At 61.0% G+C, this 25,658-nt stretch carries 19 protein-coding genes and 7 pseudogenes; 16 read left to right on the top strand and 10 right to left on the bottom strand.

All coding sequences use genetic code 11. The annotated features are described in order from the left end of the window. Nucleotides 1-359: 359 nt before the first annotated feature. Together NGR_RS04050 and cueR are read left to right on the top strand one after the other, a co-directional pair. A pseudogene (locus NGR_RS04050) lies at nt 360-2,213 on the top strand (heavy metal translocating P-type ATPase); the annotation flags it as partial. A 92-nt stretch (nt 2,214-2,305) separates the two neighbouring features. Further along, the gene (gene cueR / locus NGR_RS04045) at nt 2,306-2,752 is read left to right on the top strand and encodes a Cu(I)-responsive transcriptional regulator (RefSeq protein WP_015886959.1); all 447 of its coding nucleotides are present in this window, start codon (nt 2,306-2,308) and stop codon (nt 2,750-2,752) included. Between the two features lie 51 nt (nt 2,753-2,803). On the opposite strand, the gene NGR_RS04040 is transcribed toward cueR, so the two are convergent. Continuing rightward, nucleotides 2,804-3,160, bottom strand: a complete 357-nt coding sequence (locus NGR_RS04040) for a hypothetical protein (RefSeq protein WP_015886958.1) — start codon at nt 3,158-3,160, stop codon at nt 2,804-2,806. 337 nt (nt 3,161-3,497) lie between these two features. Between NGR_RS04040 and NGR_RS04035 the strand changes: the two genes are divergently transcribed. Beyond that, on the top strand, nt 3,498-4,007 hold the full coding sequence (locus tag NGR_RS04035) for a hypothetical protein (protein ID WP_015886956.1): 510 nt from the start codon (nt 3,498-3,500) through the stop codon (nt 4,005-4,007). A gap of 29 nt (nt 4,008-4,036) precedes the next feature. Here the strand turns inward: NGR_RS04035 and NGR_RS04030 are convergent, their stop codons facing one another. Together NGR_RS04030 and NGR_RS04025 are read right to left on the bottom strand one after the other, a co-directional pair. Beyond that, nucleotides 4,037-5,299, bottom strand: a complete 1,263-nt coding sequence (locus NGR_RS04030; RefSeq protein ID WP_015886955.1) for an acyltransferase family protein — start codon at nt 5,297-5,299, stop codon at nt 4,037-4,039. Nucleotides 5,300-5,463: 164 nt separating this feature from the next. Continuing rightward, nucleotides 5,464-6,036, bottom strand: a complete 573-nt coding sequence (locus tag NGR_RS04025) for a cytochrome c (protein WP_015886954.1) — start codon at nt 6,034-6,036, stop codon at nt 5,464-5,466. Between the two features lie 595 nt (nt 6,037-6,631). Between NGR_RS04025 and NGR_RS04020 the strand changes: the two are divergent. From NGR_RS04020 to NGR_RS04010, 3 genes and pseudogenes are all read left to right on the top strand, one after another. After that, nucleotides 6,632-8,115: pseudogene (locus tag NGR_RS04020) on the top strand (multicopper oxidase family protein). 83 nt (nt 8,116-8,198) lie between these two features. Next, a pseudogene (locus tag NGR_RS04015) lies at nt 8,199-9,689 on the top strand (heavy metal translocating P-type ATPase); the annotation flags it as partial. Between the two features lie 183 nt (nt 9,690-9,872). Then, complete coding sequence (locus tag NGR_RS04010) at nt 9,873-10,367, top strand: DUF305 domain-containing protein (RefSeq protein WP_015886949.1); 495 nt, start codon at nt 9,873-9,875, stop codon at nt 10,365-10,367. 70 nt (nt 10,368-10,437) lie between these two features. Here the strand turns inward: NGR_RS04010 and NGR_RS04005 are convergent, their stop codons facing one another. Beyond that, nucleotides 10,438-10,890, bottom strand: coding sequence for a YqaA family protein (locus tag NGR_RS04005; RefSeq protein ID WP_015886948.1), 453 nt, complete (start codon nt 10,888-10,890; stop codon nt 10,438-10,440). A gap of 213 nt (nt 10,891-11,103) precedes the next feature. On the opposite strand from NGR_RS04005, the gene NGR_RS04000 reads away from it, so the two are divergent. The 7 genes from NGR_RS04000 (at nt 11,104) to NGR_RS03970 (ending at nt 16,920) form a co-directional block, all read left to right on the top strand. After that, entirely contained in the window at nt 11,104-11,508 is a 405-nt protein-coding gene (locus tag NGR_RS04000) for a hypothetical protein (protein ID WP_015886947.1), read from the top strand. 92 nt (nt 11,509-11,600) lie between these two features. Then, nucleotides 11,601-11,828 carry a hypothetical protein gene (locus tag NGR_RS03995; protein ID WP_015886946.1) on the top strand — a complete coding sequence of 76 codons (228 nt, stop codon included), beginning with the start codon at nt 11,601-11,603 and terminating at the stop codon, nt 11,826-11,828. Then, nucleotides 11,825-13,285 (top strand): TolC family protein, encoded by a 1,461-nt coding sequence (locus tag NGR_RS03990; protein WP_015886945.1) that lies wholly within the window; start codon nt 11,825-11,827, stop codon nt 13,283-13,285. The genes NGR_RS03995 and NGR_RS03990 overlap by 4 nt, the downstream gene beginning before the upstream one ends. Nucleotides 13,286-13,300: 15 nt before the next feature. Beyond that, entirely contained in the window at nt 13,301-14,650 is a 1,350-nt protein-coding gene (locus NGR_RS03985; RefSeq protein ID WP_015886944.1) for a multicopper oxidase family protein, read from the top strand. A 39-nt stretch (nt 14,651-14,689) separates the two neighbouring features. Continuing rightward, nucleotides 14,690-15,169, top strand: coding sequence for a cupredoxin domain-containing protein (locus NGR_RS03980; RefSeq protein WP_015886943.1), 480 nt, complete (start codon nt 14,690-14,692; stop codon nt 15,167-15,169). A gap of 20 nt (nt 15,170-15,189) precedes the next feature. Next, entirely contained in the window at nt 15,190-15,474 is a 285-nt protein-coding gene (locus tag NGR_RS03975) for a copper-binding protein (protein ID WP_015886942.1), read from the top strand. Nucleotides 15,475-15,567: 93 nt separating this feature from the next. After that, on the top strand, nt 15,568-16,920 hold the full coding sequence (locus tag NGR_RS03970) for an adenylate/guanylate cyclase domain-containing protein (protein ID WP_015886941.1): 1,353 nt from the start codon (nt 15,568-15,570) through the stop codon (nt 16,918-16,920). Nucleotides 16,921-17,292: 372 nt separating this feature from the next. Here the strand turns inward: NGR_RS03970 and petA are convergent. The 5 genes and pseudogenes from petA to NGR_RS03945 all read right to left on the bottom strand — a co-directional run. Then, nucleotides 17,293-17,631: pseudogene (gene petA, locus NGR_RS03965) on the bottom strand (ubiquinol-cytochrome c reductase iron-sulfur subunit); the annotation flags it as partial. Between the two features lie 134 nt (nt 17,632-17,765). Beyond that, a complete protein-coding gene (locus tag NGR_RS03960; protein WP_015886939.1) occupies nt 17,766-18,944 on the bottom strand; it encodes a polysaccharide pyruvyl transferase family protein in 1,179 nt (392 codons plus the stop codon). An 18-nt stretch (nt 18,945-18,962) separates the two neighbouring features. Beyond that, nucleotides 18,963-20,282 (bottom strand): annotated as a pseudogene (locus NGR_RS03955) (glycosyltransferase family 4 protein). Beyond that, nucleotides 20,279-21,694 carry a hypothetical protein gene (locus tag NGR_RS03950; RefSeq protein WP_015886936.1) on the bottom strand — a complete coding sequence of 472 codons (1,416 nt, stop codon included), beginning with the start codon at nt 21,692-21,694 and terminating at the stop codon, nt 20,279-20,281. The pseudogene NGR_RS03955 and the gene NGR_RS03950 overlap by 4 nt, the downstream one beginning before the upstream one ends. Nucleotides 21,695-21,788: 94 nt before the next feature. Continuing rightward, nucleotides 21,789-22,064: pseudogene (locus NGR_RS03945) on the bottom strand (class I SAM-dependent methyltransferase); the annotation flags it as partial. Between the two features lie 884 nt (nt 22,065-22,948). Here NGR_RS03945 and NGR_RS03940 point away from each other — a divergent pair. Beyond that, entirely contained in the window at nt 22,949-23,533 is a 585-nt protein-coding gene (locus tag NGR_RS03940) for an NYN domain-containing protein (RefSeq protein WP_015886932.1), read from the top strand. A gap of 234 nt (nt 23,534-23,767) precedes the next feature. Beyond that, nucleotides 23,768-24,034: a DUF4242 domain-containing protein gene (locus tag NGR_RS03935; RefSeq protein WP_240545109.1), complete on the top strand. Its 267-nt coding sequence runs from the start codon at nt 23,768-23,770 to the stop codon at nt 24,032-24,034. Between the two features lie 207 nt (nt 24,035-24,241). On the opposite strand, the pseudogene NGR_RS03930 reads toward NGR_RS03935, so the two are convergent. Next, a pseudogene (locus tag NGR_RS03930) lies at nt 24,242-25,114 on the bottom strand (pilus assembly protein TadG-related protein). A 360-nt stretch (nt 25,115-25,474) separates the two neighbouring features. Between NGR_RS03930 and NGR_RS03925 the strand changes: the two are divergent. Continuing rightward, nucleotides 25,475-25,630, top strand: coding sequence for a Flp family type IVb pilin (locus NGR_RS03925; protein ID WP_015886928.1), 156 nt, complete (start codon nt 25,475-25,477; stop codon nt 25,628-25,630). Nucleotides 25,631-25,658: the final 28 nt, after the last annotated feature.

Here is a 25,658-nt window from a genome sequence, read left to right as displayed (position 1 = left end):
GCTGCAATTCTCGCACCTTCGACTGCAGCCAGCAATCGAAACCGATGCTGGGGCTTTTCACTTTTCTACCGGCTTGAGTTAGAACCGTTGCACGAATTACCGCAGCCAGAACGGCCGCGTCGCATCGACAGCGGCCGTTCGTCGAATTTGCCTCGAACTTCCGCAAACTCCGCGTTCCAGCCGTGGCAGCTTGGTTGGTCGGGGGGACGCTCCCCACCCTGAGCGGGCCTGCGGCTCCGGTACCAGGCGTCAGATTTTGATGATGACCACTAGCTGCTCGTAATATTTTACGACTTCTCTTGACCTTACCATTGTTGGAAGGATTATCTGATAGTGCAGTTGCAATTGGGATCGCTCCGATGACTGCATTAACTCCGATTGAGAAGTCCGCCTCTTTTTCGATTGCCACCGACTTTGGCATCGACGGCATGACCTGCGCCTCCTGCGTGCGGCGCGTCGAAAAGGCAATTGCGGCGGTGCCCGGCGTCGCCTCGGCAAACGTCAACCTGGCTACGGAACGAGCGACCGTTCAGTTCGCGGGCGCGCCGGACACACAGGCAGTCCTCCGCGCGATAGAGAAGGTGGGCTATGAGCCCAAGGTCGAAACCCAGGAACTCGATATCGAAGGCATGACCTGCGCCTCCTGCGTTTCGCGTGTCGAAAAGGCCTTGAAGACCGTTCCAGGCGTGACGGATGCATCGGTAAATCTTGCAACGGAGAAGGCCACCGTTCGCCTTGTCTCCGGTGCGGTTGCCGTCGCCGCTCTCGAAGCCTCGGTTCGAGAGGCCGGATATGCGGTCCGCAAGACGGCCGCCACCGAGACAGCGGAGGACGCTGAAGACCACCGCGCCGCGGAAATCCGAACACTCAAGACCCTGCTGATATTCTCGGCCCTGCTGACGCTCCCGCTTTTCCTGGTCGAGATGGGTTCTCACTTCCTGCCGGGTGTCCACGAGCTGCTCATGGAAACCATCGGCATGCGCCACCACCTGCATATCCAGTTCGTGTTAGCCACTGTTGTCCTGTTCGGACCGGGGCTGCGCTTTTTCAAAAAGGGCGTGCCGAACCTCCTGCGATGGACGCCCGACATGAACTCGCTGGTGGTCCTCGGTACGACTGCAGCCTGGGGCTATTCCGTCGTGGCGACCTTCGCTCCTGGCATTCTGCCTTCCGGAACCGCGAACGTTTACTACGAGGCAGCAGCGGTCATCGTCACCCTGATCCTGCTCGGACGATACCTGGAAGCCCGTGCGAAGGGCCGGACCAGCCAGGCGATCAAGCGGCTGATCGGCCTGCAGCCGAAGACTGCCTTCGTCTCGCATGGCGGAGAGTTCGTCGAGATTCAGATCAGCGATGTCGTGGTCGGCGACGTCATCCGGATCAGGCCTGGCGAAAAAATTCCCGTCGACGGCACGGTCCTCGATGGCAGCTCCTACGTGGACGAATCGATGATCACCGGAGAACCGGTCCCCGTTCAGAAGGCGGCGGACAGCGAGGTCGTCGGCGGAACCATCAACAAAACCGGGTCCTTCACCTTCAAGGCCACCAAGGTCGGCAGCGACACCCTGCTCGCTCAGATCATCAAGATGGTGGAGGCTGCGCAGGGTTCGAAGTTGCCGATCCAGGCCCTTGTCGACAAGGTGACGGGCTGGTTCGTTCCCGCGGTAATCCTTGCGGCCGTGCTGACCTTCGTTGCCTGGTACGCGTTCGGCCCCTCGCCCGCGCTCTCATTCGCGCTGGTGAATGCAGTCGCCGTGCTGATTATCGCCTGCCCCTGCGCCATGGGCTTGGCAACGCCGACCTCGATCATGGTCGGCACGGGGCGCGCCGCCGAACTCGGCATCCTGTTCCGCAAGGGCGAAGCTTTGCAGAGCCTCCGCGAGGCGGATGTCGTCGCGCTCGACAAGACTGGGACCCTCACCAAGGGCCGCCCGGAACTGACGGACATCATCGTTAGCGATGGGTTCAATGCGGACGAGGTTATGTCCTTCGTCGCAAGCCTTGAAGCCCTTTCCGAGCATCCGATCGCGGAAGCGATCGTGTCAGCAGCAAAGTCGAAGGGTGTCGCGCTGGTTCCCGCCAAGGACTTCGAAGCCACCCCTGGCTTCGGCGTGCGCGGCGTAGTCTCCGGCCTGGAGGTACTCGTCGGTGCGGACCGAGCGCTGGTCAAGCGCAAGATCGATCTCTCCGGTTTCGCAGCCGATGCCAAGCGGCAACGCGCTGCGGCTGAAGTCCGTCAACCCGGCCTGAGCGCATCGGCGTCCGGCCCTGGTCGGATGCCCAAACGACAAAGAAGGAGAAAGACATGAACATCGGCCAAGCCTCCAGGACCAGCGGAGTCTCCTCGAAAATGATCCGCTACTACGAGCAGATCGGGCTGATCAAACCCGCTCTCCGGACCGCTTCCAGCTATCGGACTTACGGCGACAACGACATTCATACCCTTCGCTTCGTACGCCGAGCCCGCGATCTCGGTTTCTCGGTGGAACAGATCAAGGAACTGCTTGCCCTATGGCGGGACCGCGCCAGAGCCAGCTCGGACGTCAAGGCCGTCGCCCTGGAACACGTCGCCGAACTGGAGCGAAAGATCGCCGCCATCCAGGAGATGACGAAAACGCTCAAGCACCTCGCGAGCCACTGCCACGGCGACGACCGCCCGGCGTGCCCGATCATAGACGAAATCGCCAACGGAGCCGAAATCGACCGCATAGATGCCGTCAGTGCGCGGTTCGGCGTTGCCTCGCTGAAATGATCGTGTTGTTGATCCGGTGTTCAGAAGCCTGTCGCCGGATATCGCTGGGCGTCAGACGTTGTCTGGCGGCGCAAAGAAGCAGTTCACGTTGTCTTCGGTCGGGTGAAGGCAGATGTGATAGTTGCCGTCGCCGGAGGGAATTTCGTCTCCGTAAGGAATGAAAAAATTGTGCCTTCGGGTGATGAGATGGTGGTCGCCGGGCCGGAGGATAACCGAGAACCCACGGCGGCCCTTGCTGACGTCCGAACTGGGGATCGCATCGCAGTCGCCTCCGATGTCCGTGCCCCTGCAGCAGGCCGGAGGATAGGTCCAACCAGTGCTGGCCTGATGAGCGTCGCTCGGTACGACCAGGCCGATCGATATTACAGCAAAACTGAACACCGACGCTGCTGACGGTTTGAAGGTCATCCGAACGCCCCCGCTTCGAACGCGCGTCCTGTCGAGACGACTCTACGCCGAATGCCAACGATTGGGAGCTAATTTTAGTGAGATACAGCATTGCGATATCAGTGCAGAGCGAGCGAGACTTCAAAGCAGGGATGGCCACGAGGCGAGCGAAGATGGCAGATCAGTCCCCTTATCCCGGAACGCCACGTTGGGTGAAAATCTCCGGTATCCTCCTTGGAGTGCTGATAATGTTGGCCGCCATGCTGATGGTGTCCGGCATCGGTGGTCCACATGGACCAGGTCGGCACCTTTCGCCCGAAGATACTGGGAACCAGACACCTCCTGCGGGTGACCGCCAATGACGATGGCACCTCTGCTGCGCAAGATCGCGCTGATAGCGCATATCATTTCCTCGGTAGGCTCGCTTGGCGCAGTCGCTGCCTTCCTTGCTCTGGCCATCGCAGGGCTCTCCAGCGAGGACGGTCAGGTGATCCGCAGCGTCTATGTCACAATGGAAGTGATCGCGCGTACCGTTATCATCCCTCTGGTTTTCGCGTCATTGGCGACAGGACTGATCCAGTCGCTGGGTACGACGTGGGGCCTGTTCAGGCACTACTGGGTCCTGACCAAGCTCCTGCTGACCATCTTCACGGCGACTGTCCTGATGCTCCAGATGGACGGGATTGCATACGTCGCAGCCAGGGCGGCCGAAACAGCATTTTCCAGCGGCGATCTCCTCGGACTGCGACGCTCACTCGTGGTGCACGCCGCTGGCGGCCTCGTCGTGCTTCTCGTGACGACGACGCTGTCAGTGCTGAAGCCGCGCGGACTGACGCGATACGGATGGCGGAAATTGCAGCGCCAGTAGAAGGGGGTGCGAGCGAAGGCTTCAACTCCTCACCGTGAGGCAGCTTCGAGTTCTGGTCGAAGCTCTGCAAGTCCCGGTCCTTTGTCGGAAGGGAGAAGGTGATCTCGAAGATCGAGGAAGGTTCTCTCTACGCAAAACCAGAGCACCGCTGCTGCCGCAAAGCTGGTCGCCACATAAATCACGAAGCCAAAACCACCCTGAAGGTTCTCTTCCCCGAAGATGAGCCTGTCGACATGGAAAACTGATTTGTGAGTGAGATAGAGGCTGTACGATAGGGTGGCGACGAGGGCGGCACCCGGAACCGGCCACCGTCGCAGAACCTGCTCCAGGTCGAGCATAGCGCCAAGAATAATAGCGATACCGATCGAGATGAGCGGGAATCCGGCGACCGCACCGAGCTGAGCCTGAAAGACGAGAAAGAGATTTGATCCCGCAAGTGGACCCCGAATTGAGAACAGCGCAAGTGCGGCTATGACGAGAGCAACGCCGACGGGCAGAGCAACACGCGGAGGTGCGTAACGCTTGCAAAGTTCAGGTTTGAAAAATCTCGCCGCCGCAAGGATCACACCGAACATCAGACCGTCCAGGCGGGTGTATGTCGGATAGTATACGTCCCTCAGATATACGGCGAAGGCATCTCTCAGTTTGCCTGCATCAACGAGCACGCCGACTTGGCTCTCCCAAAGCGTGTATCGAAGGATCATCCCTGCGATTACTATCGAACCTGCGAGGAGAAGCGTCCAACCCGTGCTGATCTGCCGATTCAAAAGCAAAACGACTAGCGGCAGAACCAGATAGAAATGCTCCTCGACACAAAGCGACCACGCCTGCGAAAAAGCTCTGCCTACGCGCGGGTCGAAGTCGAAATTCACGGTGAAGGTCGCGAAGCTCCAGAACGGTTGCATAGTCGGCGCGTCCCGGAGAATGGGGAAAATTGCGTAAAGGCCGAGAACAACGAAAAACGCCGGGAAAATACGAAAGGCGCGGCGGAGATAGAAGCATTTCAAGTCAACGCCTCCCCTCCGAGCAACCTCCTTGAAGAGTTGGGTTCCGATCAGAAAACCGCTCAGGACAAAGAAAATATCGACGCCCAGCCACGCATAGGTACGGACGCCGACCAGCAAGGATGGTGTCGCCTCGACCGGGAGATGCACGAGCATGACGAGAAGGATCGCCAAGGATCGCAAAACATCGGGGCCAACCGCCCTCGACTGGACCTTCTCTGTGGTTTGCTCTGAGAGACTTCGCGCTGCCGGAAAATATGCAGAATTCGAATTGGCAATGATATTCATTTCGACGATCCGTGGCTCTGTCTGAAGGGGTTGGCACACGCCCAGGGACGCGTCACGGAAAGTTGTAGCGTTCTTTCTATAGATCGGAATAGGCGAGTTTAGACAAAATTAACCTAAATTTTTCGTAAACTTTGAAATGTCCAGGCCGGATCGAAGGGAGACCTCTATTTGCTCTCGACACGAAACTTGGCGTGGCAGGACGTGCAGGTTTGCAGCATCAGATGAAAGGCATGTTCTGCGGCCATCGATGTTGCGTCTCTTGTCGCATCGACCCTTTTCGCGAGGGGGCCGCCGCCGATGACTGCATCCCCCGAGTGCATCCGCATTCCGGGGCCGAGCGTATCCGGATTTCGATCTGCTGCTCCCGACAAGGCGGCTGCGTAGGCACCGAGATCGAGGGCCAATTTGTCGAACTCCTGGCGTTCGATCTCGATGTTCGAGCTGGCTTTCGATCCGGCCGCCGTCACCGACCCCTCGAACAACGTCGACAGGGCAGTTCCCGATTGGGACCGAATGGTTTCGGCGGCCGCCTTGAATAGCTTTGAATCATAGGGCGACGTGCCCTTGAACATGGCGTTGATGCTCTTGGCCGCGTCTGCCATCGCCTTCATGTCGTGCTGTCTCCGGGCAACATTCGGCGGGACCGATTGCGCCGTCGCATCCGAGATCACCATGACGAAAGCCGCGATCGAGAGCATAAGAGCAGCCATTCTCGTCACATTTACATTCACTCGCATAGTTGTCTCCAACTCGATCCGCCCGACAGACGGTGGTCTCCAGGCGCGAGCGTCGTATTTGATCAAGGTCAACGCAGCGCTTGCAACGGTACGGCACTGTGCTTGAATACGAGATGAAGGGTCGAACGAGAACATGATCGTCGCAAGCCAGACCTTTAGAAGATGCGCGAGAGAATTGCTGGCCGTTTTGGTCGCAATTATGTTCCTCGCCGCGCCGACGATCGCGGCCGCTGCGGCAATATGCGATGGCCACGTCGCGCAATTTGAACACTCCGAAACGCAGCAAAATTCAGATCATACGGGAGACAAGGGCCTCCATCCCCAGAAGGTCTGCTGTGTCGCCGCGTGCGGTTGGTGCAGCGCCGTCGTTCCGGCTCCTGATCTCGCCGTTCTGCACCTGGCATCCGGCGGTCACCTATACCCCGATCCGGATCAATCCATAGCCGGGCTCGATTCTCCGCCCGCCGTTGGCCCTCCCCGTTCCGTCATCTGAACGTCCTTCGCCTTTACGTCGGAGGGTTCGTCGGTCGCCAGTCGATTCCGCATGGCGACGATCTCGTCGGCAGTCGCCGATACGAAAAAGAGGGTCAAATACATGAAACGTCGTGAGTTCTTGGCGCACTTGGCGACGGGTGCTGCGATCATTGCTTCCGGCTCCGCAATATCGCCTGCGACCGGCTGGTCCCAGACGACCCCCGACAATCCCATATCGTCAGCGGGCACCGGAACGCGGTCGCTTTCGATCGTAAAGCGGGTCATCGAGGTCAACGGAAAGGCCGCGAATGTCTTCGGACTCGTTCAGCCAGACGGCACTACGGGCCTCGTACTGGACGCCGGTGGGCAATTCGACGTCGCCCTTTCCAACAACAGCGGCGAACCCACGCTCATCCACTGGCACGGCCTGACGCCTCCGTGGGAAATGGATGGCGTGCCGGACAATCCAGCCGCGCTTTTGGCGGCGAACGAGACCCGGCGCTACTCGTTCCCGGTAGGTGCCGGGGGCACGCACTGGATGCACGGTCATACGCTGCAGGAACAAAACCTGCTGGCAGCACCATTGATCGTCAGAACCGCCGAAGACACGAAACGGGATGAGCAGGAAGTCGTCATTCTCCTGCATGATTTCTCGTTCACGCCTGCAGAGGAACTGCTCGCCGAACTCAAAGGCTCCGGGTCCAAGGGCGGCATGGCCATGGACCATGAGGCCATGATGCAAGGCATGGCAGGCGGGGCGCATGGCGGACACATGACCGGGATGGCGATGCCGGGAATGGCAGCCATGGACCTCAACGACATCGAGTACGATGCCTATCTCGCCAATGACCGTACCCTTGACGACCCGCAAGTCGTTGCGACGGAGAAAGGCGGCCCCGTCCGTCTGCGCGTCATCAACGGCGCAACGGCCACCGCATTTACCATGGATACGGGAGCCCTGAGCGGCCAGCTTGTCGCCGTCGATGGACAGCCTATCGAACCGGTTTCGGGAAGCCGCTTTCCGATTTCGATGGGCCAGCGCCTCGATATCCTGCTGGAGCTTCCCAGGACCGGCGGAACCTATCCGATCCTCGCTTTGCGCGAAGGCTCGATGGAACGGACTGGAGTGATCCTCGCCTCGCCTGGGGCGGACATCGGAAGGATCGCCCCCATCGGATCGGAGAAAGGGCCTGTTCTCGGACTTGATCTTGAACAGGGGCTGAAAGCGATTGATCCGCTTCCGACCCGTCGCGCAGATAACCACGTCGCGCTGACGTTGAAGGGCGACATGGCGGGCTACACCTGGAAGATCGACGGCGGCGAAAGGCTCAACGTGAAGCGCGGCGACAGGGTCGAGGTGCCATGCAGAATATGTCGATGATGGCTCATCCGATGCATCTGCACGGTCATCACTTCCAGGTGGTCGGCATCAACGGCAGGGCGCTTCAGGGAGCGGTACGCGATACGGTCCTGGTGCCGCCGATGGGCAGCGTTGTCATCGCTTTCGACGCGGGCAATCCCGGCCGCTGGCCGCTCCACTGCCATCATCTCTACCATATGGCGGCCGGGATGATGTCCTTCGTCGCCTACGAGAAAGGTAGCTGAGCCGACAGCTTAGTGCGGCCGGGCTTAGCGCCGATTGAGCGCTGGGCCTTCCAATAAGAGACGGACCATCACGGAGTAATCCAATGGACGATCAGAAAGACCATAAAGGTCATCATCACCATCATCATGAGCACCATGCCGTAGTCGCAGCGCCAGCCGAAAAGCGAGCCGCTGCCGATCGGACCGAAGGGGTGATCTACACTTGCCCCATGCATCCGCAGGTGAGGCAGATCGGCCCTGGAAACTGCCCGATCTGCGGCATGGCGCTGGAGCCGGAAGTGGTGACCGCCGAAACGGGTCCCAGCCCAGAATTGATCGACATGCAGCGCAGGTTCTGGATTGGGCTGGTACTGACCATTCCGGTTCTCGCCCTGGAAATGGGCGGCCACCTGACCAACCTGCACATGCTGCTCGGTGCGCAGACTTCGAACTGGCTGCAGCTTGTCTTCGCGACGCCTGTGGTCCTGTGGGCGGGCGCTCCGTTCTTCGAACGAGCATGGCGCTCAATCGTCACCAGGCATCTGAACATGTTCACCCTGATTGCCATGGGTACCGGCGTCGCCTGGGTCTACAGCGTTGCCGCCACTGTCTTCCCTGGTCTCTTTCCGGCCACGTTCCGATCCGCCGACGGAGCGGTCGCGATCTATTTCGAGGCGGCCGCCGTCATCACCGTGCTTGTTCTGCTCGGACAGGTTCTGGAGCTGCGGGCCCGCGAGCAAACGGGCGGCGCAATACGCGCCCTCCTCGACCTTGCCCCGAAGACCGCCCGGCGCATCCGCAGCGATGGCACCGACGAAGATGTGCCGCTCGAAGCAGTTATCGTCGGCAACCGCCTGCGCGTTCGGCCAGGCGAGAAGATTCCTGTCGACGGTACCCTCATTGAAGGCCGCAGCTCGGTCGATGAATCGATGATTACCGGAGAGTCGATGCCCGTCACCAAGGAGGTCGGCGCGAACCTCATCGGCGGAACGATGAACCAGACGGGCGGCTTCGTCATGGAGGCGGGCAAGGTCGGCCGCGATACCATGCTGTCGCGGATCGTGCAGATGGTGGCGGAAGCCCAGCGCTCGCGTGCTCCGATCCAGCGCCTGGCCGATGAGGTGTCAGGATGGTTTGTTCCGGCGGTCATCGCGATTGCCGTGATAGCCTTCGTCGTCTGGATGTGGCTGGGACCGGAACCCCGTTTCACCCACGGCCTTGTTGCGGCGGTCGCCGTACTGATCATCGCCTGCCCCTGCGCTCTTGGTCTCGCCACGCCGATGTCGATCATGGTTGGCGTCGGACGGGGTGCACGCCTTGGGGTGCTCATCAAGAACGCCGAGGCGCTGGAACGCTTCGAGAAGGTCGACACGCTCGTCGTCGACAAGACCGGGACGCTGACCGAAGGCAGGCCCAGGGTGACGTCGATTGCCGCGACAGACGGACTGACCGAGAACGAGCTGCTCCGACTGGCGGCAACGCTGGAACGGGCCAGCGAGCATCCCCTTGCGACCGCAATCGTAGACGCTGCCACGGAAAGAGGTCTTCCCCTTGGAACGGCAGAGGACTTCGATAGCCCCGTCGGCAAAGGTGTCATAGCCTAAAGCGGTCCCGCCAAGTCTCAGGACAGTGGTTCTTCGAGCTGAATTGGGTTGCATAGTCGCGTCCCAATGCCGCTTTTGATGGAACGAACGACCCAACCGGCGGTTCCTAAGGCTGCGCAAAGCTCATCTCACGCGCTGTAGCCGTCGACGACGGCCAATGAGCGGAGGATCGCCATGAAAGAGCCCGAACACTCGAACCAACACGAAAGTACGTCACGACGCCACTACCTGATGTTCGCCGTCAACATGGTGGTCAGCCTCGTGGTCATGTACTTCGTGATGTTCTCCATGATCGACGGCTGGCGCGATTTCCGTAACAATCTCAACATGCTCTACATGGCGCTGACGATGGTTGCTCCGATGGGGATCATCATGCTGGCGACCATGGGTGGGATGTACAAGAAGAAGGGACTGAACGTAGCCCTTTACCTCGGTCTGGCCGCCCTCTTTGTTGCAGCGTTTGCGGGCACACGCACGCAGGCCCTTATCGATGATCATCAGTTCATCGCGTCGATGATCCCGCACCACTCCGGAGCAATTCTGATGTGTCGCGAAGCGCGTATCACGGATGCAGAGCTGGTCGATCTTTGTAATCGAATCTCTGAGGGGCAGCGCAGGGAAATCGAGCAGATGGACTCGATCCGAGTAAGATTGGACAGCTCCGGCTGAAAATGAGTGTTGTGCAGTTGCTCTGCGAGTGGGCCCTCGCTCCGCGCGTGCGGGCCAGCCCTTCCAAACCTCAGATTCCGATCGCCGCCCGCGTCCCGAGCGTTGCGGCGGCGAGGACAAGGTATCGCACCGTCTTTCCGACTGTGACCAGCAGCAGGAAGGACCACCAAGGCTCCCGCAAGACTCCGGCAAGTACAGTCAGTGCGTCTCCGAAGACTGGCATCCACGAGAGCAGCAGCGACCACCGACCATAGCGCCGGTACCATCCAGCGGCCTTGTCCAATGACGACGCCTTCACCGGGAACCAGGACCGATCGTGAAACCGATCGATGAAACGCCCGAGCACGCAGTTGAACACTGCTCCCAGAACGTTGCCGATGCTTGCGACGACGAGGAGCCAAGTCGTCGAGAATTTTCCTGACGCAAGCAAGCCGACAAGCAAGGGTTCGGACTGGAAAGGCAGCACAGTGGCCGCGCCAAACGCGACGAGGAACAATCCGAGATACGCGGTTAGTCCGGTCATCCAACCTCGCGCGGGTTCAGGAACGAGAAGAACGGGCGCTGCAGCTGCTTCGTTGCACGTCCGGCCATTTCCTGCTTGACCTTACCATCGTTGGAAACATTAAGCCTTCATAGGACTTCGGAATAACCCGCTGTGCTGCCACATAATGATCGCGAATCGCGTGTTATACGAGCTGACAATTGACAACTACGGGGCTGCTGGTAGTCCTCGGACATGAGCAAGATGTATCGAATCACATTGCAGAAGATGCTGGTTCTGCTTCGCCTGGTGATCGTCATGTCACTGGCGGGATACTCCTTGCCGACCGCCACCGCCGCCATGCACGGATCATGGTCCGGGGCGGAACTCCTGCAATCCCATGATCACCAGGTTCAGGTGGATGATCATCACCAGGTGGACAGCGGCCACCATTCGCACGGTGATCACGCATCCTCACCGGACGATGCTGCCAAGAAAGCCGCCAAACAGGACTGCTGCAACAGCTTCTGTGTCAGCATGGCCATCGTGACCGGCAGCATGCCCGTCAGCGGCCCGCGTGTGGCCTCAATCCGCGAATTCATCGACGACGCACATATCATCGGCGAACTCCCGGCGCTCCACCGCCCCCCGAATATCTGAATAGGACGCACCCGTTTTTGCGGGTCGAACCCGAGCGTTTGCGAGCGTGATCTGCTCGGAGCGCCGACGCCATCTCCTATTCGGACAACGCCATGAAACCCATATTTCTGGTGGCCGCCCTGCCGCTTCTCGCGAGCGGATGCGCAGCTACATTGCCTCCCGATGTCATTGCTTCGGGCGATCTGGCCGCCTCCCAGGCCGAAGTTCGCCCCCTTCGCTATAGCAGCCCAGTTTCGGGCTACACCCACCGCGCCCCGGTCGACCCCAAGCCGTGGCGCAACCAGAACGATGCGCAGGCTCCGGAAGGAGATGCGTCATGATCAGGAGTAGGATGAAGCTGGCGGCGACGGTCGCAGTTCCACTCATCCTCGGCGGGTGCGTCTCGGCCACCGACTACGCAGCGAAGAACGCCGGGTTTTCCTCAGTCGAAGCGAAGACCGCTGGTGCGATCGGAAAACAGACAGTCTGGGTCCAGAACCAGCAGCAGGCCCGTATCGTCTCCGACCGCGTGAAGACGCTGATGGCAAAGAAGACCCTCGACGTGGAGACGGCGGTGCAGGTCGCGCTGTTGAACAACAAGGGACTCCAGGCCGCCTACGCCGACCTTGGGGATTCGTCCGCCGAAGCCTGGCAGTCGACAATGCTGGTCAATCCCACCGTCGCCATCGGCTTCAACGGCATTGGAGCGCCAGGAATCGAGGCATTCAGGTCGGTAGAGGGAGTAATTGCCTCCAACATCCTCGCGCTCGCCACCCGTGAGCGGAACGTCGCCATCGCCGACACCCGGTTCCGCCAGGCACAGTTGAACGCGGCGCTGCGGACACTTCAGCTCGCAGCCGACACGCGCCGCGCCTGGATCAACGCCGTTGCGGCGTGGGAAACGGTCGGCCAGCTCAACCAGGCGCAGGCTGCCGCCGACGCGGCCTCCGAACTCGCCCAGAAACTTGGCGAGTCCGGGGCGATGACCAAGGGCTCGCAGGCCCGCGAGCATGTCTTCTACGCCGAGCTGGCGGGACAGACGGCAAAGGCGCGGCTGGAGGCGAGGCTCGCCAAGGAAGAACTGACGCGGCTGATGGGGCTCTGGGGTTCGGGCATTAACTATCAGGTTCCGAACCGTCTGCCGCAGTTGCCTACGGGAATAATGAAGCGTGACCTGATCGAGGCGGAAGCGCTGCAGCGCCGTGTCGACCTCCAGGTTGCCAAGCTCGACCTCGAAGCGACGGCGAAGTCCTACAATCTGACCGAGGCAACCCGTTACGTCACCGACCTCGAACTCCTCACGGGCTTCGAGACCGAGCGGGAGAAGGAGGATGGTGACGTCGAGACCGAGACGACCGGGATTGCCGAACTCGAATTCGTCATCCCGATCTTCGACAGCGGCAAGGCGCGCATGCGCAAGGCCGAGCTCGCCTACATGCGGTCGGCCAACCTGCTTGCCGAAAAGGCCGTCAATGTGCGGTCGGAAGCACGCTCGGCATACCAGGCTTATCGCGCCAACTACGACATCGCCCGGCATTACCGGAACAGCGTCGTGCCGCTGCGCACCAAGATCGAGGAAGAGTCGCTCCTCACCTACAACGCGATGATCACCAACACCTTCGAACTGCTCGCCGACAGCCGCGACAAGGTCAATTCTATCCTGCTCGCGGTCAACGCCAAGCGCGACTTCTGGCTCGCCGAAGCGAACCTCGCCCCGGCGATCTACGGCGGTGGCGCGGGAGCGGCCTCCGGCGAAACGGAAGTCGCGGCGGCCGCCGAAAGCGGCGGCGGCCACTGAGAAAGGAAACGCAAGATGTTCAACAGAAGACAGATACTGGGAGCAGGAGCGGCGCTTGTGTCCTCGGCCGCCTGGGCGAAGACCTCCAACACGGGACTGCCCGAGGCTGCGGTGATGGAGACTGCGGAGACGCAGCCGCCGCTCAAGCCGACCTATGGCCCGGACTATAACCCCGTCGTCACGCTCAACGGCTGGACGCTGCCCCACCGGATGAACAACGGCGTCAAGGAATTCCACCTCGTCGCCGAGCCGGTCGAGCGCGAGATGGCGGAAGGCATGACCGCCTATCTCTGGGGCTACAACGGCCAGTCGCCGGGACCGACGATCGAGGCCGTCGAGGGCGACCGGGTGCGCATCTTCGTCACCAACAAGCTGCCCGAGCACACGACCATCCACTGGCACGGCATGATCCTGCCGTCCGGCATGGACGGCGTCGGCGGCCTGACGCAGCCGCACATCCCGGTCGGCAAGACCTTCGTCTACGAGTTCGACCTCGTGAAGTCGGGCACCTTCATGTACCACCCGCACTCCGACGAGATGGTGCAGATGGCGATGGGGATGATGGGAATGTTCATCATCCATCCCAAGGACCCGAAGTTCATGCCGGTCGACCGGGACTTCGTCTTCCTGCTCAACGCCTACGACATCGATCCCGGCTCCTACGTCCCGAAGATCATGGAGATGACCGACTTCAACATGTGGTGCTGGAACAGCCGCGTGTTTCCCGACATCAGCCCGCTGGTGGTTTCGAAGAACGACCGGGTGCGCGTCCGGGTCGGCAACCTGACCATGACCAACCATCCGATCCACATGCATGGCTATGACTTCGAGGTCACCTGCACCGATGGCGGTTGGGTCCGGCCGGAGGCCCGCTGGCCAGAGGTCAGCATCGACATCCCGGTCGGGGCGATGCGGGCCTACGAGTTCGACGCCAAGTACGTCGGCGACTGGGCGATCCACTGCCACAAGTCGCACCACACGATGAACGCCATGGGACACGACATCCCGACCTTCATCGGCGTCGACAAGAAGACGGTCGCCGAGAAGATCAAAAAGCTTCGCCCGGAATACATGCCGATGGGGACCAAAGGCATGGCCGACATGGGCGAAATGGAAATGGAAATCCCAGAGAACACCGTGCCGATGATGACCGGCTGGGGACCGCACGGCCCGATCGAAATGGGCGGCATGTTCTCGGTCGTCAAGGTTCGCGAAGGCATCTCGGCCGGCGATTACGCCGATCCCGGCTGGTACGAAAACCCACCCGGAACCCAGGCCTGGGAGTGGACGGGCGAGCTCCCCGACGCAACCAAGGCCAAAGACGCCAAGACCCAGATCACGCCGAAACATGGAAATCACGGCTGATCCCGCATGCCGATGTTCAACCAACCAAAGGAACACACGATGAAAGCTGCAATCTTCGGACTTCTCGTCGCCGCGCTCGCCACGCCGGCACTCGCAGGCGGCAACCACGCAGGCGGCCACGGCGAGGCCATGGCCGTCGGCGAGCCCGGCAAGAAAGCCGACGCCACCCAGACGATCCGCGTCACGATGAAGGAGACGGAAGACGGCAAGATGATCTTCACGCCATCGACCTTCAAGGTCCGCAAGGACCAGACCGTCCGCTTCGCGATCAAGAACGTGGGCGAGCTCGATCACGAGTTCGTGCTCGACCAGGAAGACAAGATCATGGAGCACAAGGCGGTGATGGAGAAGTTCCCGGAGATGGAGCACGACGATCCGAACGCCATCCGTCTGACCGCAGGCGAATCCGGGGAGATCATCTGGAAGTTCACCAATGGCGGAACGTTCAAGATCGCCTGCCTGCTCCCCGGCCACTACGACGCTGGCATGCATGGCGACGTCACCGTCGCCGGAAAGTAATCACTGCAAAGGAGAACGACATGAAAACCCTCATCAAGCTCACCCTCGCCTCCGCGCTCGCCCTCGGTACCGCCTACGGCGCTCTCGCCGCCGAGTTTACCAAGGGCACCGTCAAGAAGGTCGACGCTAAGACTAAGAAGGTCACGTTGATCCACGAGGAACTGAAGAGCCTCGAGATGCCCGCGATGACGATGGTGTTCCGCGTCCAGGACGACGCCATCCTGGAGAAGCTCAAGGAAGGCGCGAACATCGAGTTCGTCGCCGAGCGCGTGAACGGCAAGCTGACAGTCACGCAAGTCAAGTAATCAAGACAGCGGACGCGGCCGTACTCGGCCGCGTCCTTCTACCTCTGCCCAGTGTGAACCGGGGCGACGCAGCCAAGCCCCACATGGTCCGAAATGACGTCTTCGCTTCATCCAGAATGGGACTTCGCAAGGGAAATCCGCTCGATCCTCTTGCGGTTCGTCGCCTTCGCGATCCTGGTCGCAAACTTCCTCCTCGGCGGCAGCGAGGGGGCGGAAGGCACGCACGTTGCCGTGGTCGTCAGTTATTTCGTGATCAGCATCGCTTCGGTCGCGGTCGCGCGCTATCTCCCGGGCGGCTCCTGGCTCAAGACGCTTTTCGTTGTCCTCGATGCCCTGCTGGTGACCCTGCTCCTCTACGCCCATATCCTCGCGGGACCGATCACCGAGAACCATAATCTGACGACCACGAGTCTGGTCGTCGCCTTCATCCTGCTCGTCCACGTCGGACTGAAGCTCGAGCGGCGGCTCGTTCTCGTTTTCGCAGGGATCGTGCTCACCTCATGGGTGAGCATGCTGGCGACCACTGCGGTCCGGCATCACACCGCCGACGCCGTGTCGCTGCTCGCATCCTTCTTCAACCAGGACCTCGGCCTGACGGTGAGCTTCGGCTTCGCCGTCTTCGCCATCTACCTGCTTGCCAGAGACCACGATCGGACGCGCAGGGAGGCCCTGAAAGCGGATCAGCGACGTCTCAACCTTTCGCGGTTCTTCTCACCGCTCATCGTGTCGGAATTGCAGGAACGAGGCGACGCCGTCGGTCTGGAGCATCGCAACGCGGCGATCATGTTCGTCGACCTGCGCGACTTCACGAGCTTCGCCGAGACCGCGCCCGCCCGGGAGCTTGCGCTCGTGCTGGCTGAGTATCGTCAACTGGTGACCCAGACGATCTTCGACCATGGCGGAACCGTCGACAAATTCATCGGAGACGGGATCATGGCCGTGTTCGGACAGCCGCAGCCGAAGGAGGACGATGCGGACCGTGCACTCGCATGCGCGCTCGATCTGGTCGACGCATTGAGCGACTGGAGGAACCACGGCGTTCGGAATGGCTATCCTGCCCTCGATGCCGCAATCGGGCTGCACTACGGCACTGTGGTCGGCGGCGTTCTGGACAGCGGCTGCCACAGCGAGTTCACCGTCATCGGCGACACGGTGAACGTGGCTCAACGCCTCGAGACCCTGGCGAAGTCGCTCGACACACCGCTGGTGGTGTCATCAGAACTGCTGGCGCGGCTGAAAGGTCCAGTTCCGCCTGCACTCTGGACGCCACAAACGGCCGTTGCGCTACCTGGTCGACGGATTCCTATAGACGTCTGGTATCTGCGTCGGGAACCCGATGCGAAGCGAATGCTTGGTCGGCGCTACGATATCGAAGGCGTGCAGACAGTTCTCCAGAGGTCGTCTTTCCAATCAGGCCCGCCCGCTTCTAACGTGGGTATCGGGTAATCGACGCCCCTCACGGAGACCGCCTGCGGTGGATGGCATCGCACTGATGCCTTGTGTTTGCCGGGATCGCTATAAGCGGCGTCTCCGTCGGCCCTCGATTGTGAGAGCGAAATGAAGACATCATAGTCGTATTCGACACTCGCGGCGGCCTGGTTTCCGACAAGGCTTAGACTCACGACCGTATCGTCTGCAAAGTGCGCGGTATGGAAGACTAAGGGCTCTGTGGCCATTGCAGCTGACAGCAGCAGGACCTGGGCCGCAAGGAATGAAACAGTGGCACGCATTCACCCCTCCCGTGGCTCATGCGAAAAGCTGACTATATCATAATCGCTGGCAGCTCGTGCCCCCCGAGTTTCCAGTGGCGGAGCGAGCTCAGCCGATCCGAACTACGGTGTCGGATACGAATGCGAAATTCGGGATGGCGAGGTTCTCCGGCGCTGGACCCTTGCGGACACGACCGGCCGTATCGTAGTGCGAACCGTGGCACGGGCAGAACCAGCCTCCGTAATCGCCTGCTTGGCCGAGCGGAACGCAGCCCAGATGCGTGCAGACCCCGATCATGACGATCCAGTTCTCCCTTCCCTCGCCTGCTGAGCGGGCAAGATCGGTCGCCGGTTGGTCATCGGCAAGGTTGGCATTCCGCGCCAAGGGGTCCTTGAGATCATCGAGTGCAGTCGCCCTTGCCGTCTCGATCTCCTGCTGGGTGCGGTTCACAGGCGGGACAAACTCTCCCAGCCGGCCACGCCGGCCTCGTCCGCTGATGCGAAGATGGATACACACAATCGTCACCTGGTTCTCGACAGGCTTCCAGATTCCGCGCATGGGGCACCCCCTTGTCATGCGACCTAGCGAGCGGGGCTCGGCAGCGGCTTGGTCGTGTCGATCAGCTTATGGGCGACGCCGTTTTCCGTGAGGAGCCGGTGCATCTCGCCGTAGGTCTGGTACCAGGCACGGTTGTACCTGTCGAACAGCGACTGGTCCCAATAGTCCTCGAGCCGGAACGCGTCGCGGCCGAAGAGATCGAAACTGGGGATCTGAAATGTCTCGGCGAATTCGACGGTCCGGCTGTCGTAGGTGAAATATATGGAAGGGGTCCCGTTGGCGAGCGCCATGAGGTTGCCGTGCAGCCGATAGCCGAGGACAAGGTCCTGTGAGCGCACCAGCGCTTCGTAGTCGGCGACGACGTCGGAATAGAACAGCCGCTCGCGATAAAGCCGTTCCATCGTGTCATCGAGATACCAGGATGCGGCCCAGCCATTGGATCGCAAGGCGGCCATCGCGTCCGCCCGCTGTGCTTCGGTCCCCAGAACGAGCTTTTTTTCCTCGACCTCGCCTTGCGCCATCAGCACCGTATCGAAACGCTCCGCCATGGACTTGGCAAGGTCGCGCTGGAAGGTGAGGTAGCGCTCGATATCCCGCGCATAGTCGGGAGAGACTTCGCGTCGGATCGTGACGCCGACCTTCCGCACGCTTTCGAGCGGCGGCAGCTTGACCCGGAGCTCGGGGTCGTTCCGCCGGAAGGCGGTGGGACAGCCGACGATGCGGACATTGCGGATGCCGAGATCCCATAGAACCTGTGCCGAATAGGCGCCGCGCATGCCGACCGAGACGGCGGAGTCGGCGATCAGATGGAGAAGCGTCCGCGTCTCGTCGGAAAGCTGGATCTTACCGTTCACAGGCGCCTGCGCCCCAATGCCGAAGCCGATCACCGGCAGCCCCAGCCGCTTCAGGATCGGGATGGCCTGTTCCCAGTTCATCGATGCGTGGATGTAGTTGGAGCCGCGCAGGAAGACAAAATCGTATTCGCCGCGGAGCCGGTCGATGACGTCCGGCCGGAATGTGGATATATCGAGGACTGCGAGCTTGTCGTAGCTCAGGAGCTTCAGCGAGGAATCGAAAACGAAGGCGTCGCCGATATTGTGGTAGCTATCGATGTAGCGCTGCACGTCGTGATGTTCATACCAGCGGACATTGTCGTGGCCGTATACCTCCCCCGAGGGAATCATCACAAGCACGCGTGTCATGGCGATCCTTCTCGAGCGTCAGCCGGCGCGCGCGAGCACGGCGGGATTCGCGGCATTCGCTTGCCCGAGCTTTTCCCGCAGCAGCCGGCGATAGAGTTCGGCCTGTTGACGGGCCGAGTCGATATGGCTCATCGGCGGCCTGAGACTTGCGTGCAGCCGGTCCCAGGCCTGCGGCTCGCTCAACACCTCGACCAGCCGGTCGGCGAGATCCTGGGCGCTGCCGGCGCGGAAATGCAGACCGTCTCTGCCGACCTGCACCTTCTCGGCCATGCCGCCGATGTCGGAGCAGACGATCGGCCTGCGGTGATGCAGCGCCTCCTGGATGACGATCGGCGAGTTTTCCCACCAGATGGAGGGCAGCACCACCCAGTCGACAGAGCGCATCAGCCGCGGCAGGTCGCCATTCTGATAGGCTCCGTAGAAGCGCACGCGGCGACCGGCCTCGTCGATGCGCTTCTTCACGCGGTCCTGGAATTCCAGGGGCTGCCGCTCGAGATTGCCGCCATAGATCATCAGGCAGGAATCGTCGCCCCAGATCTCCTCCCGCACGCGCGACACCGCGTCGATCAGCACGTCGATGCCCTTGAAGGGCGTCATCTGACCGAAGTAGGCAAAGCGGTTGCGGCGTGCGGCCGGAGCGGGGAGATCGCGCGCCGGCGCCGGTTCCCGCATGACAATGCCGTTCTCGATCACCGAGAGTTTCTCCGCCTCGATTCCCCATTCGACATAGCGCGTGGCGAGGAACATGCTCGGTGAAACGAAGGCGTCGGCAAGGTCGAGCATGCCGCGGACGAACTGTTCCCGCTTCAGGAATTGCGAGACCGGGATCTCGGGAAAGCATCCGTGACAACTGATCGGGGACGCCTCGCTGCAGAGCTGCCCCGAGGCCCGCTTCACCATCTGACCGTGGTTGTGGCAGATCGGCAGATATTCATGGAAGGTCACCACGATGACCGAGTGCGGCAGGGCCTCGCGAAGCGCATAGAGCGCCTCCAGCCCCATGCCGATGATGTGATGAAAATGAACGACATGGGGCTTGAGGTCGCCGACGAACCGCAGCAGGTCGCGGCGGATCGCATCGGTATCTCCATTCGACAGGAAGAAATGGTCTTAGTCGTCGGCGTGGTAGAGTACCTCATCAACGGTTAGACGCAGGCTCATCAGCGCTGACGCGCCGTGGCGCGGCACCGGATGGCCGGTCCGGGCGAGATAGATCGACTCGACCCCCGGCAGCGCATTCAGGCCCTTGTGCAGGCTGTGCGACGCGATCTCCGCCCCGCCGAGCGACATTGCCGGATGGCCATGCGAAACAACGAGGACCCGGAGCAGTTCGTTCATGCGGAGATCCTCTTGGCGGAAGCCCTGTCCGTCGGCTCTGTTTCGCCTGCTGGAGCGACTGCCCAGCGAATGCTGAACATCCTCTGGTCGATCCGTTCCACGAGCGCAGCCGTTGCGGCTGTGGTGACGCCGGATGCCTCGTCGGAACCGAGCATCTGCACCGATGGAAGCCAATAGGACTCGGTGCCGGATCGGCCGAGTCTCAGGCCGAGATCAAGCCCCTTGTGCCCGGAGCCGAGATAGCCGGCGGCAAAGCCTCCGGCGAGCAGGAGAGACTCGCGCGGCAGGATGCAGCAGTCGAGCGACGCCGCCGCGACCTGCGTCAGCTTCAGACCGGCCAGTGCGCCCAGCGGATAGCCGGCATAGCGGGCCGACGGCGGGCATTCTGCTTCGGCGGTCGGCCAGCTTCCGGCCCAGCGCACGGAGTGGTCCTCATAGGCAAGTGTCGGGGAGATGATCGAACCCTTCCGCGCCGCATGGGCGGCGGCGAGCTTGCCGTACCAGCCCCTCCGATGCGGCAGCAACGAGCCGGCAAGCAGAACCACCGTTTCTCTGGTGAGTGCACGTGCCCCGGCTTCCAGGAGATCGAAGACGTCCCCAGCCGCGTCGGTCGACATCAGCCGCAACGACAGTTGGTAGAATTCGGCAAGCCGCCGTATGCGGGCGGCCTGCCGGCGAAAGCGTGCGGCGGTAAGGACGAGGGCGATCGGCGCCCGCCGCGTTTCCGGGTCGAGGGCGAGGAGCCCGAGGAACGGGGCGATGTCTTCCTCTTCGCTATCGCCGACGGCGACGACGATCGGCGGGCCGCCCGCCCGGTCGAACGAGCCTGCCTCGAGCGTGGCGCCAACCGTCGGTAGAGGTCTTTCCGATCCGGACAGGAACGGCACGATCTGGCGATCGATGATCTCCGGCAGAGCCCAATCGGTCGGGTTGATGGACTTCAACTGCCGAAGGACGGCAGCACGGGCCGGAATCCTGAGGGGCGTCAGCGGCAGGAAGGCGCGACGCGAGTCCCTGAGCGTCAGCTCCAGATGAAGGGGCGCTTGAGCGCCTCCGGCGAGGCGATCGGCAAAGATGAGGAAGCCGTGGCCATGACCTCCACCTTCAAGCCCATTTCGGAACGACGGCTGGTCCGTAAAGGCATCCGTTACGTCGGACCGGTCGATCCTCGTCCAGCGATCGTCGATCCGCATTGCGGCCCGCTGGCAGCAAAGCCTGACGCTTTGGACATGGCTGTCGGGGTCGAGCAGCCACCCCGAGATCAGGAGCCCGCCGTTCGCCTGAAAGACATTGTCCAGACCCATGCGCACGGGAAGCGAAAGCGTGGAGACCGTCTCCCGGCCATCGAAACTGTTCGCGGCCGCCCGCAGGCGCAGAAGAACCTCGGGCGAGGTGTGGGTCTGAAGCAGCACCGAGCGGATATGGCCGGGTGAGCCTTACTGTTCCGGGGCACATCTGGCGGACGCTCCAACGACTACCCGCCGTTCTTCCGCCAGTGCCGTCGCAGCACAGCGTCCAAGTCGTCACGACCGTGTCGACCCTTTTTTCGTGAAGCGGAATGGCTTCCGCGGACGCTTCGATGAAGTTGGCCGGCATCCCCGAATGCGGGACGCGGCGCGCCATCGCGAGGAGGTCTGGGTCAGGTTCAAGGGCGAGAATTTCCCGGACGTCCGAACGATAGAAGGGCAGGTTCAGGCCGGAACCGCTGCCTATCTCCAGGACGCGACCTTCCGCAGCGCCGATCACGCGCTGGCGATAGGGATGCAGGCGCTCGTTGCGCATGAAAAAATCGCAGAGCTTCGGCAGGATGACATCGCTGTAAATGCCGAGACGCGCGGTTCCTCAAGGGTGACGCTAGGTGTTTGATCCCAAGCTTTGATGGGGTATCCTTAAGGCGAAACGCCTTGTTCGACATGGTCGATGCCCGTGGCAGCGTCGCTCTTGGTACGCGTTCTACTCACCCCGGAATAATAACCAGGCGTCGGCGTGGTTGGGGTTGATCTCGAGGGCCGAGGCCAATTCCGCCGCGCTCGCCTCCAGTCTGCCTTCGCAGATCAGAGCGGTTGCCAGGAATGGATCGAGCGAAACGGCCCGTTGACCCGCAGCCAGGTCGCATAGGTCGCTCACGGCGAGCCAGGCGTGGGCGTCCGCGAAACCCGGATCGAGTTCGATTGATCTCTCAATGAGAAGACGAGCGCGTATGTTTGCTTTGACCGACTGGTTGACCAGCGCCCGCCCGCGCACAAAAAGGTCATAGGCTTCAAGATTTGCTGCCCTTTGACTTGCAACGGCGGGTGCCGGCGGCAGCAGGCACTCAGGACCTTGGCCATTATCTCGTCCTTATGACGATTGATCGACGGCCTGCTTGCCTTCGTATGCGAACGAAGAATGCCGGGCGATCACCAGGGGACCGGCGACTTTCGGCAAGTCGGTGATGAGGTCTACCGCAGACGCGTTTTCCCGATTAACTTCATCGACTTTTATCCCGAACCGATTCTGATCAAGGATGGTTAACCGTTCGATTGAAAATCGATCGCTCAGATGCACTCGTAAATTGCCACTAGCTGGAAAAGCCCTACATCTCAATATTGTTTATGACGCGCCGCTGTTCGGCGCGTGAGGAGTGCGGAGCGGCTCAACAGAGGCCGACACAAAAGGGATTCACTATGTTCGATCCTCGCGAGAAAATCGCACTTTTCATCGACGGCGCCAATCTGTTCGCCACATCCAAAACCTTGGGCTTCGACATCGATTACCGCAAGCTGCTCGAGGCTTTTCGCAGCCGCGCTTACCTCTTGCGAGCCTACTATTATACGGCACTCATCGAAGATCTTGAATTCTCCTCGATCCGGCCGCTGATCGACTGGCTGGACTACAACGGCTACACGGTCGTCACCAAACCGGCCAAGGAATTCACCGACTCCCAAGGTCGACGCAAGATCAAGGGAAGCATGGATATCGAACTGGCGATCGATGCGATGGAACATTCGCAAACCGTCGACCACTTCGTGATCTTTTCGGGCGATGGTGATTTCACCCCGCTGGTGGAGGCGCTTCAGCGCAAGGGACGCAAGGTTTCCGTTGTCTCGACCATCTTGACGCAGCCGCCGATGATTGCTGACCAGTTGCGCAGACAGGCGGATCATTTCATCGATTTGGCCACGCTCCGTAGTGAGATTGGTCGCCATCCACGGGAACATGCGATGCGAACGGCCGCGCCAGTTTTAGATGAGGCCGATGTTGACCCGTAGACCGAGAAACGACCTGAGGCTGTCGCGATGTTTGTCCGACACCGCACTCGCGTACGGGGGGCAAGGACGAGCAGAATGGCAAGGAAGCTCGAGGGGCGCTCAGGGCTAACTTCCGACAATTTTGGCCCTTTGGTCGATATTGTCGGCCATCGATCAATGATAAGATGATTGTTCTTTTTTGGGACTGCTGCGCTGAAATTCACGGGCGGTAAATTTCGGTTTAGAGGAGGGCTGATGATGACCGTTTACATGGTGGAACGAGATCTTAAGGGAATTACTATGGAGGACCTCGGCGGCGCGCAGAAGGCGGCCATCGACAAAGCCGCAGAAATGTCATCCCAAGGCACGGATATCAAATACCTGCGATCCACCTTCGCACCGGAAGATGGGCGCTGCATGTGTTTGTTTGATGCGCAGTCCGCCGCAGATGTGAAGCGCCTGAACGACGATGCGGGCTTGCCCTATGACAGGATCGTGCCGGCGCTCGACCTCACGCCATGACGAGCAGGGCAACACGGCGGTAGCACCTGCGGCGTCAGGGAAACACCGAGAGCAAGGCGTGAACAAGGAGGCCTAGCCCCTACTCCTTGGGGCAGCGGGCGCGATGAGGCGCCACGCTGTCCTAAGCTCCAGCGGTGAACCGTGTCGCGATTGCGAAATTGCGACAGCCTGCGAGGTTGAAGTCTCCGGCGCGCTCGGATCTGCAGCCTATTCGATAATTGACACGGTCTGACCCACGAGAATCTCGTCCGTTGGCGAAGCGCAGGTTTCCATGGCTGAATTGCCGGTGAACGTGATCTGGTTCGCTACGATTTGTGTGCACCCTCCGGATACGTTTGAGTTTCCGGTAAAGTCGATGCGGCCGTGGGCATGTAGAGGTTCCCCTCCAACCTCGACTCGGAGTTACCCGTAACCTGATGGGTGACACCTGTATCATGGCGGCTGCCGAAAAAGAGCAGGCCGGCGTAGGGTCCGCTGGTCGCAGCAGTCAAATCGATGTCGCCATTGCCGAGAAGCTTGGTCGCGGCCCCATTGGTGAAGAACAAGGTGACGCCTTCGCCCGAGAGCCGCGCCCCCGCGGTTACCGTGCGCCCGAGGCCGAGTTGGACAGAGCTAGCACGCAAGCCTTGGAGCCACCATTGATCTCGGCCACGGCGCGCGCGCGCTCATCGTGACAGGCTCGCTGGAAAAGATGGACGAAAACAAGCGGGGATGCGTTTCGCTCAGTTCGACCGTTACCTTGTGACTCCCTCCCGCGCCGGCCCCGGTGCTGACGGAGAGACTACCGGGAGAATAGCCCGACGCCATGGCGATCCTCTTCGCTGTGGTCTCCAAGGCCGGCTTCTGATCACCCGCCCGATAGCGTACTGCGGCCGCATGTGCGGAGACATCTGCCGCATGCTGCAGCTTACGGTCTTTCAGATACCAATACCCCGTCTCCGCACCCAGTCCCATAGCGCCGACCAGGACGGGTAGCGTGACCGCCGCGATAACTGCAACTGTGCCGCTCTCGTCTTTGAGCCAACCACGGGGAAGACCGCTCCGACGGCGCGAATTCGTGGTGCCGAGTTTCTCGTTCATTTGGATCTCCTTGAATCCTCATGCCGCAGACGACCCAGATATGCCGGTTTGGAACGTCTTACCACTCGACCACTCGGCCTAGCCCTCCAGCGCCACGGCAGCATGTCAGTCTCATGAACGGCAAATTTATACCGTTCTTGTCGATGCCGAACGGGCGACGAGCCAATCCGTTCAAACAAGCTGGCAAAAGCAAGAGGGCAGTGTTCGGCCGGACGATTGGACTAGGCCAACAGGCTGAATGGATCAAAGGGATTCGTGGAGTCTATATGAGCGCCACGCCGCAGCGGGAAGCAAAAGCGGCCCCGGCCTGTGATACCGAACTTGGCGTTCGCGCAACCCGGCCACTTGAAGGATCGTCTCATGAAAAATCTTCTCCTCCGCTTCGTCCGCCACGAATCCGGTGCCACGGCCATCGAATACGGCCTGATCACAGGCCTCATCGCCGTCATCACTGCCGTGCAGACCGTCGGTACAGACATCGATGCCGCGTTCGACGCTATCGCGGCTGCACTCTAAGCAGACCTCGCACACAGTAGTCGCGAAG

The sequence above is a fragment of the Sinorhizobium fredii NGR234 genome (assembly GCF_000018545.1).
In the GTDB taxonomy this organism is placed as follows: Bacteria; Pseudomonadota; Alphaproteobacteria; order Rhizobiales; family Rhizobiaceae; genus Sinorhizobium; species Sinorhizobium fredii_A.
The sequence above is the reverse complement of the archived record's forward strand: the minus strand, read 5'-3'. Positions and strand labels throughout refer to the sequence as shown.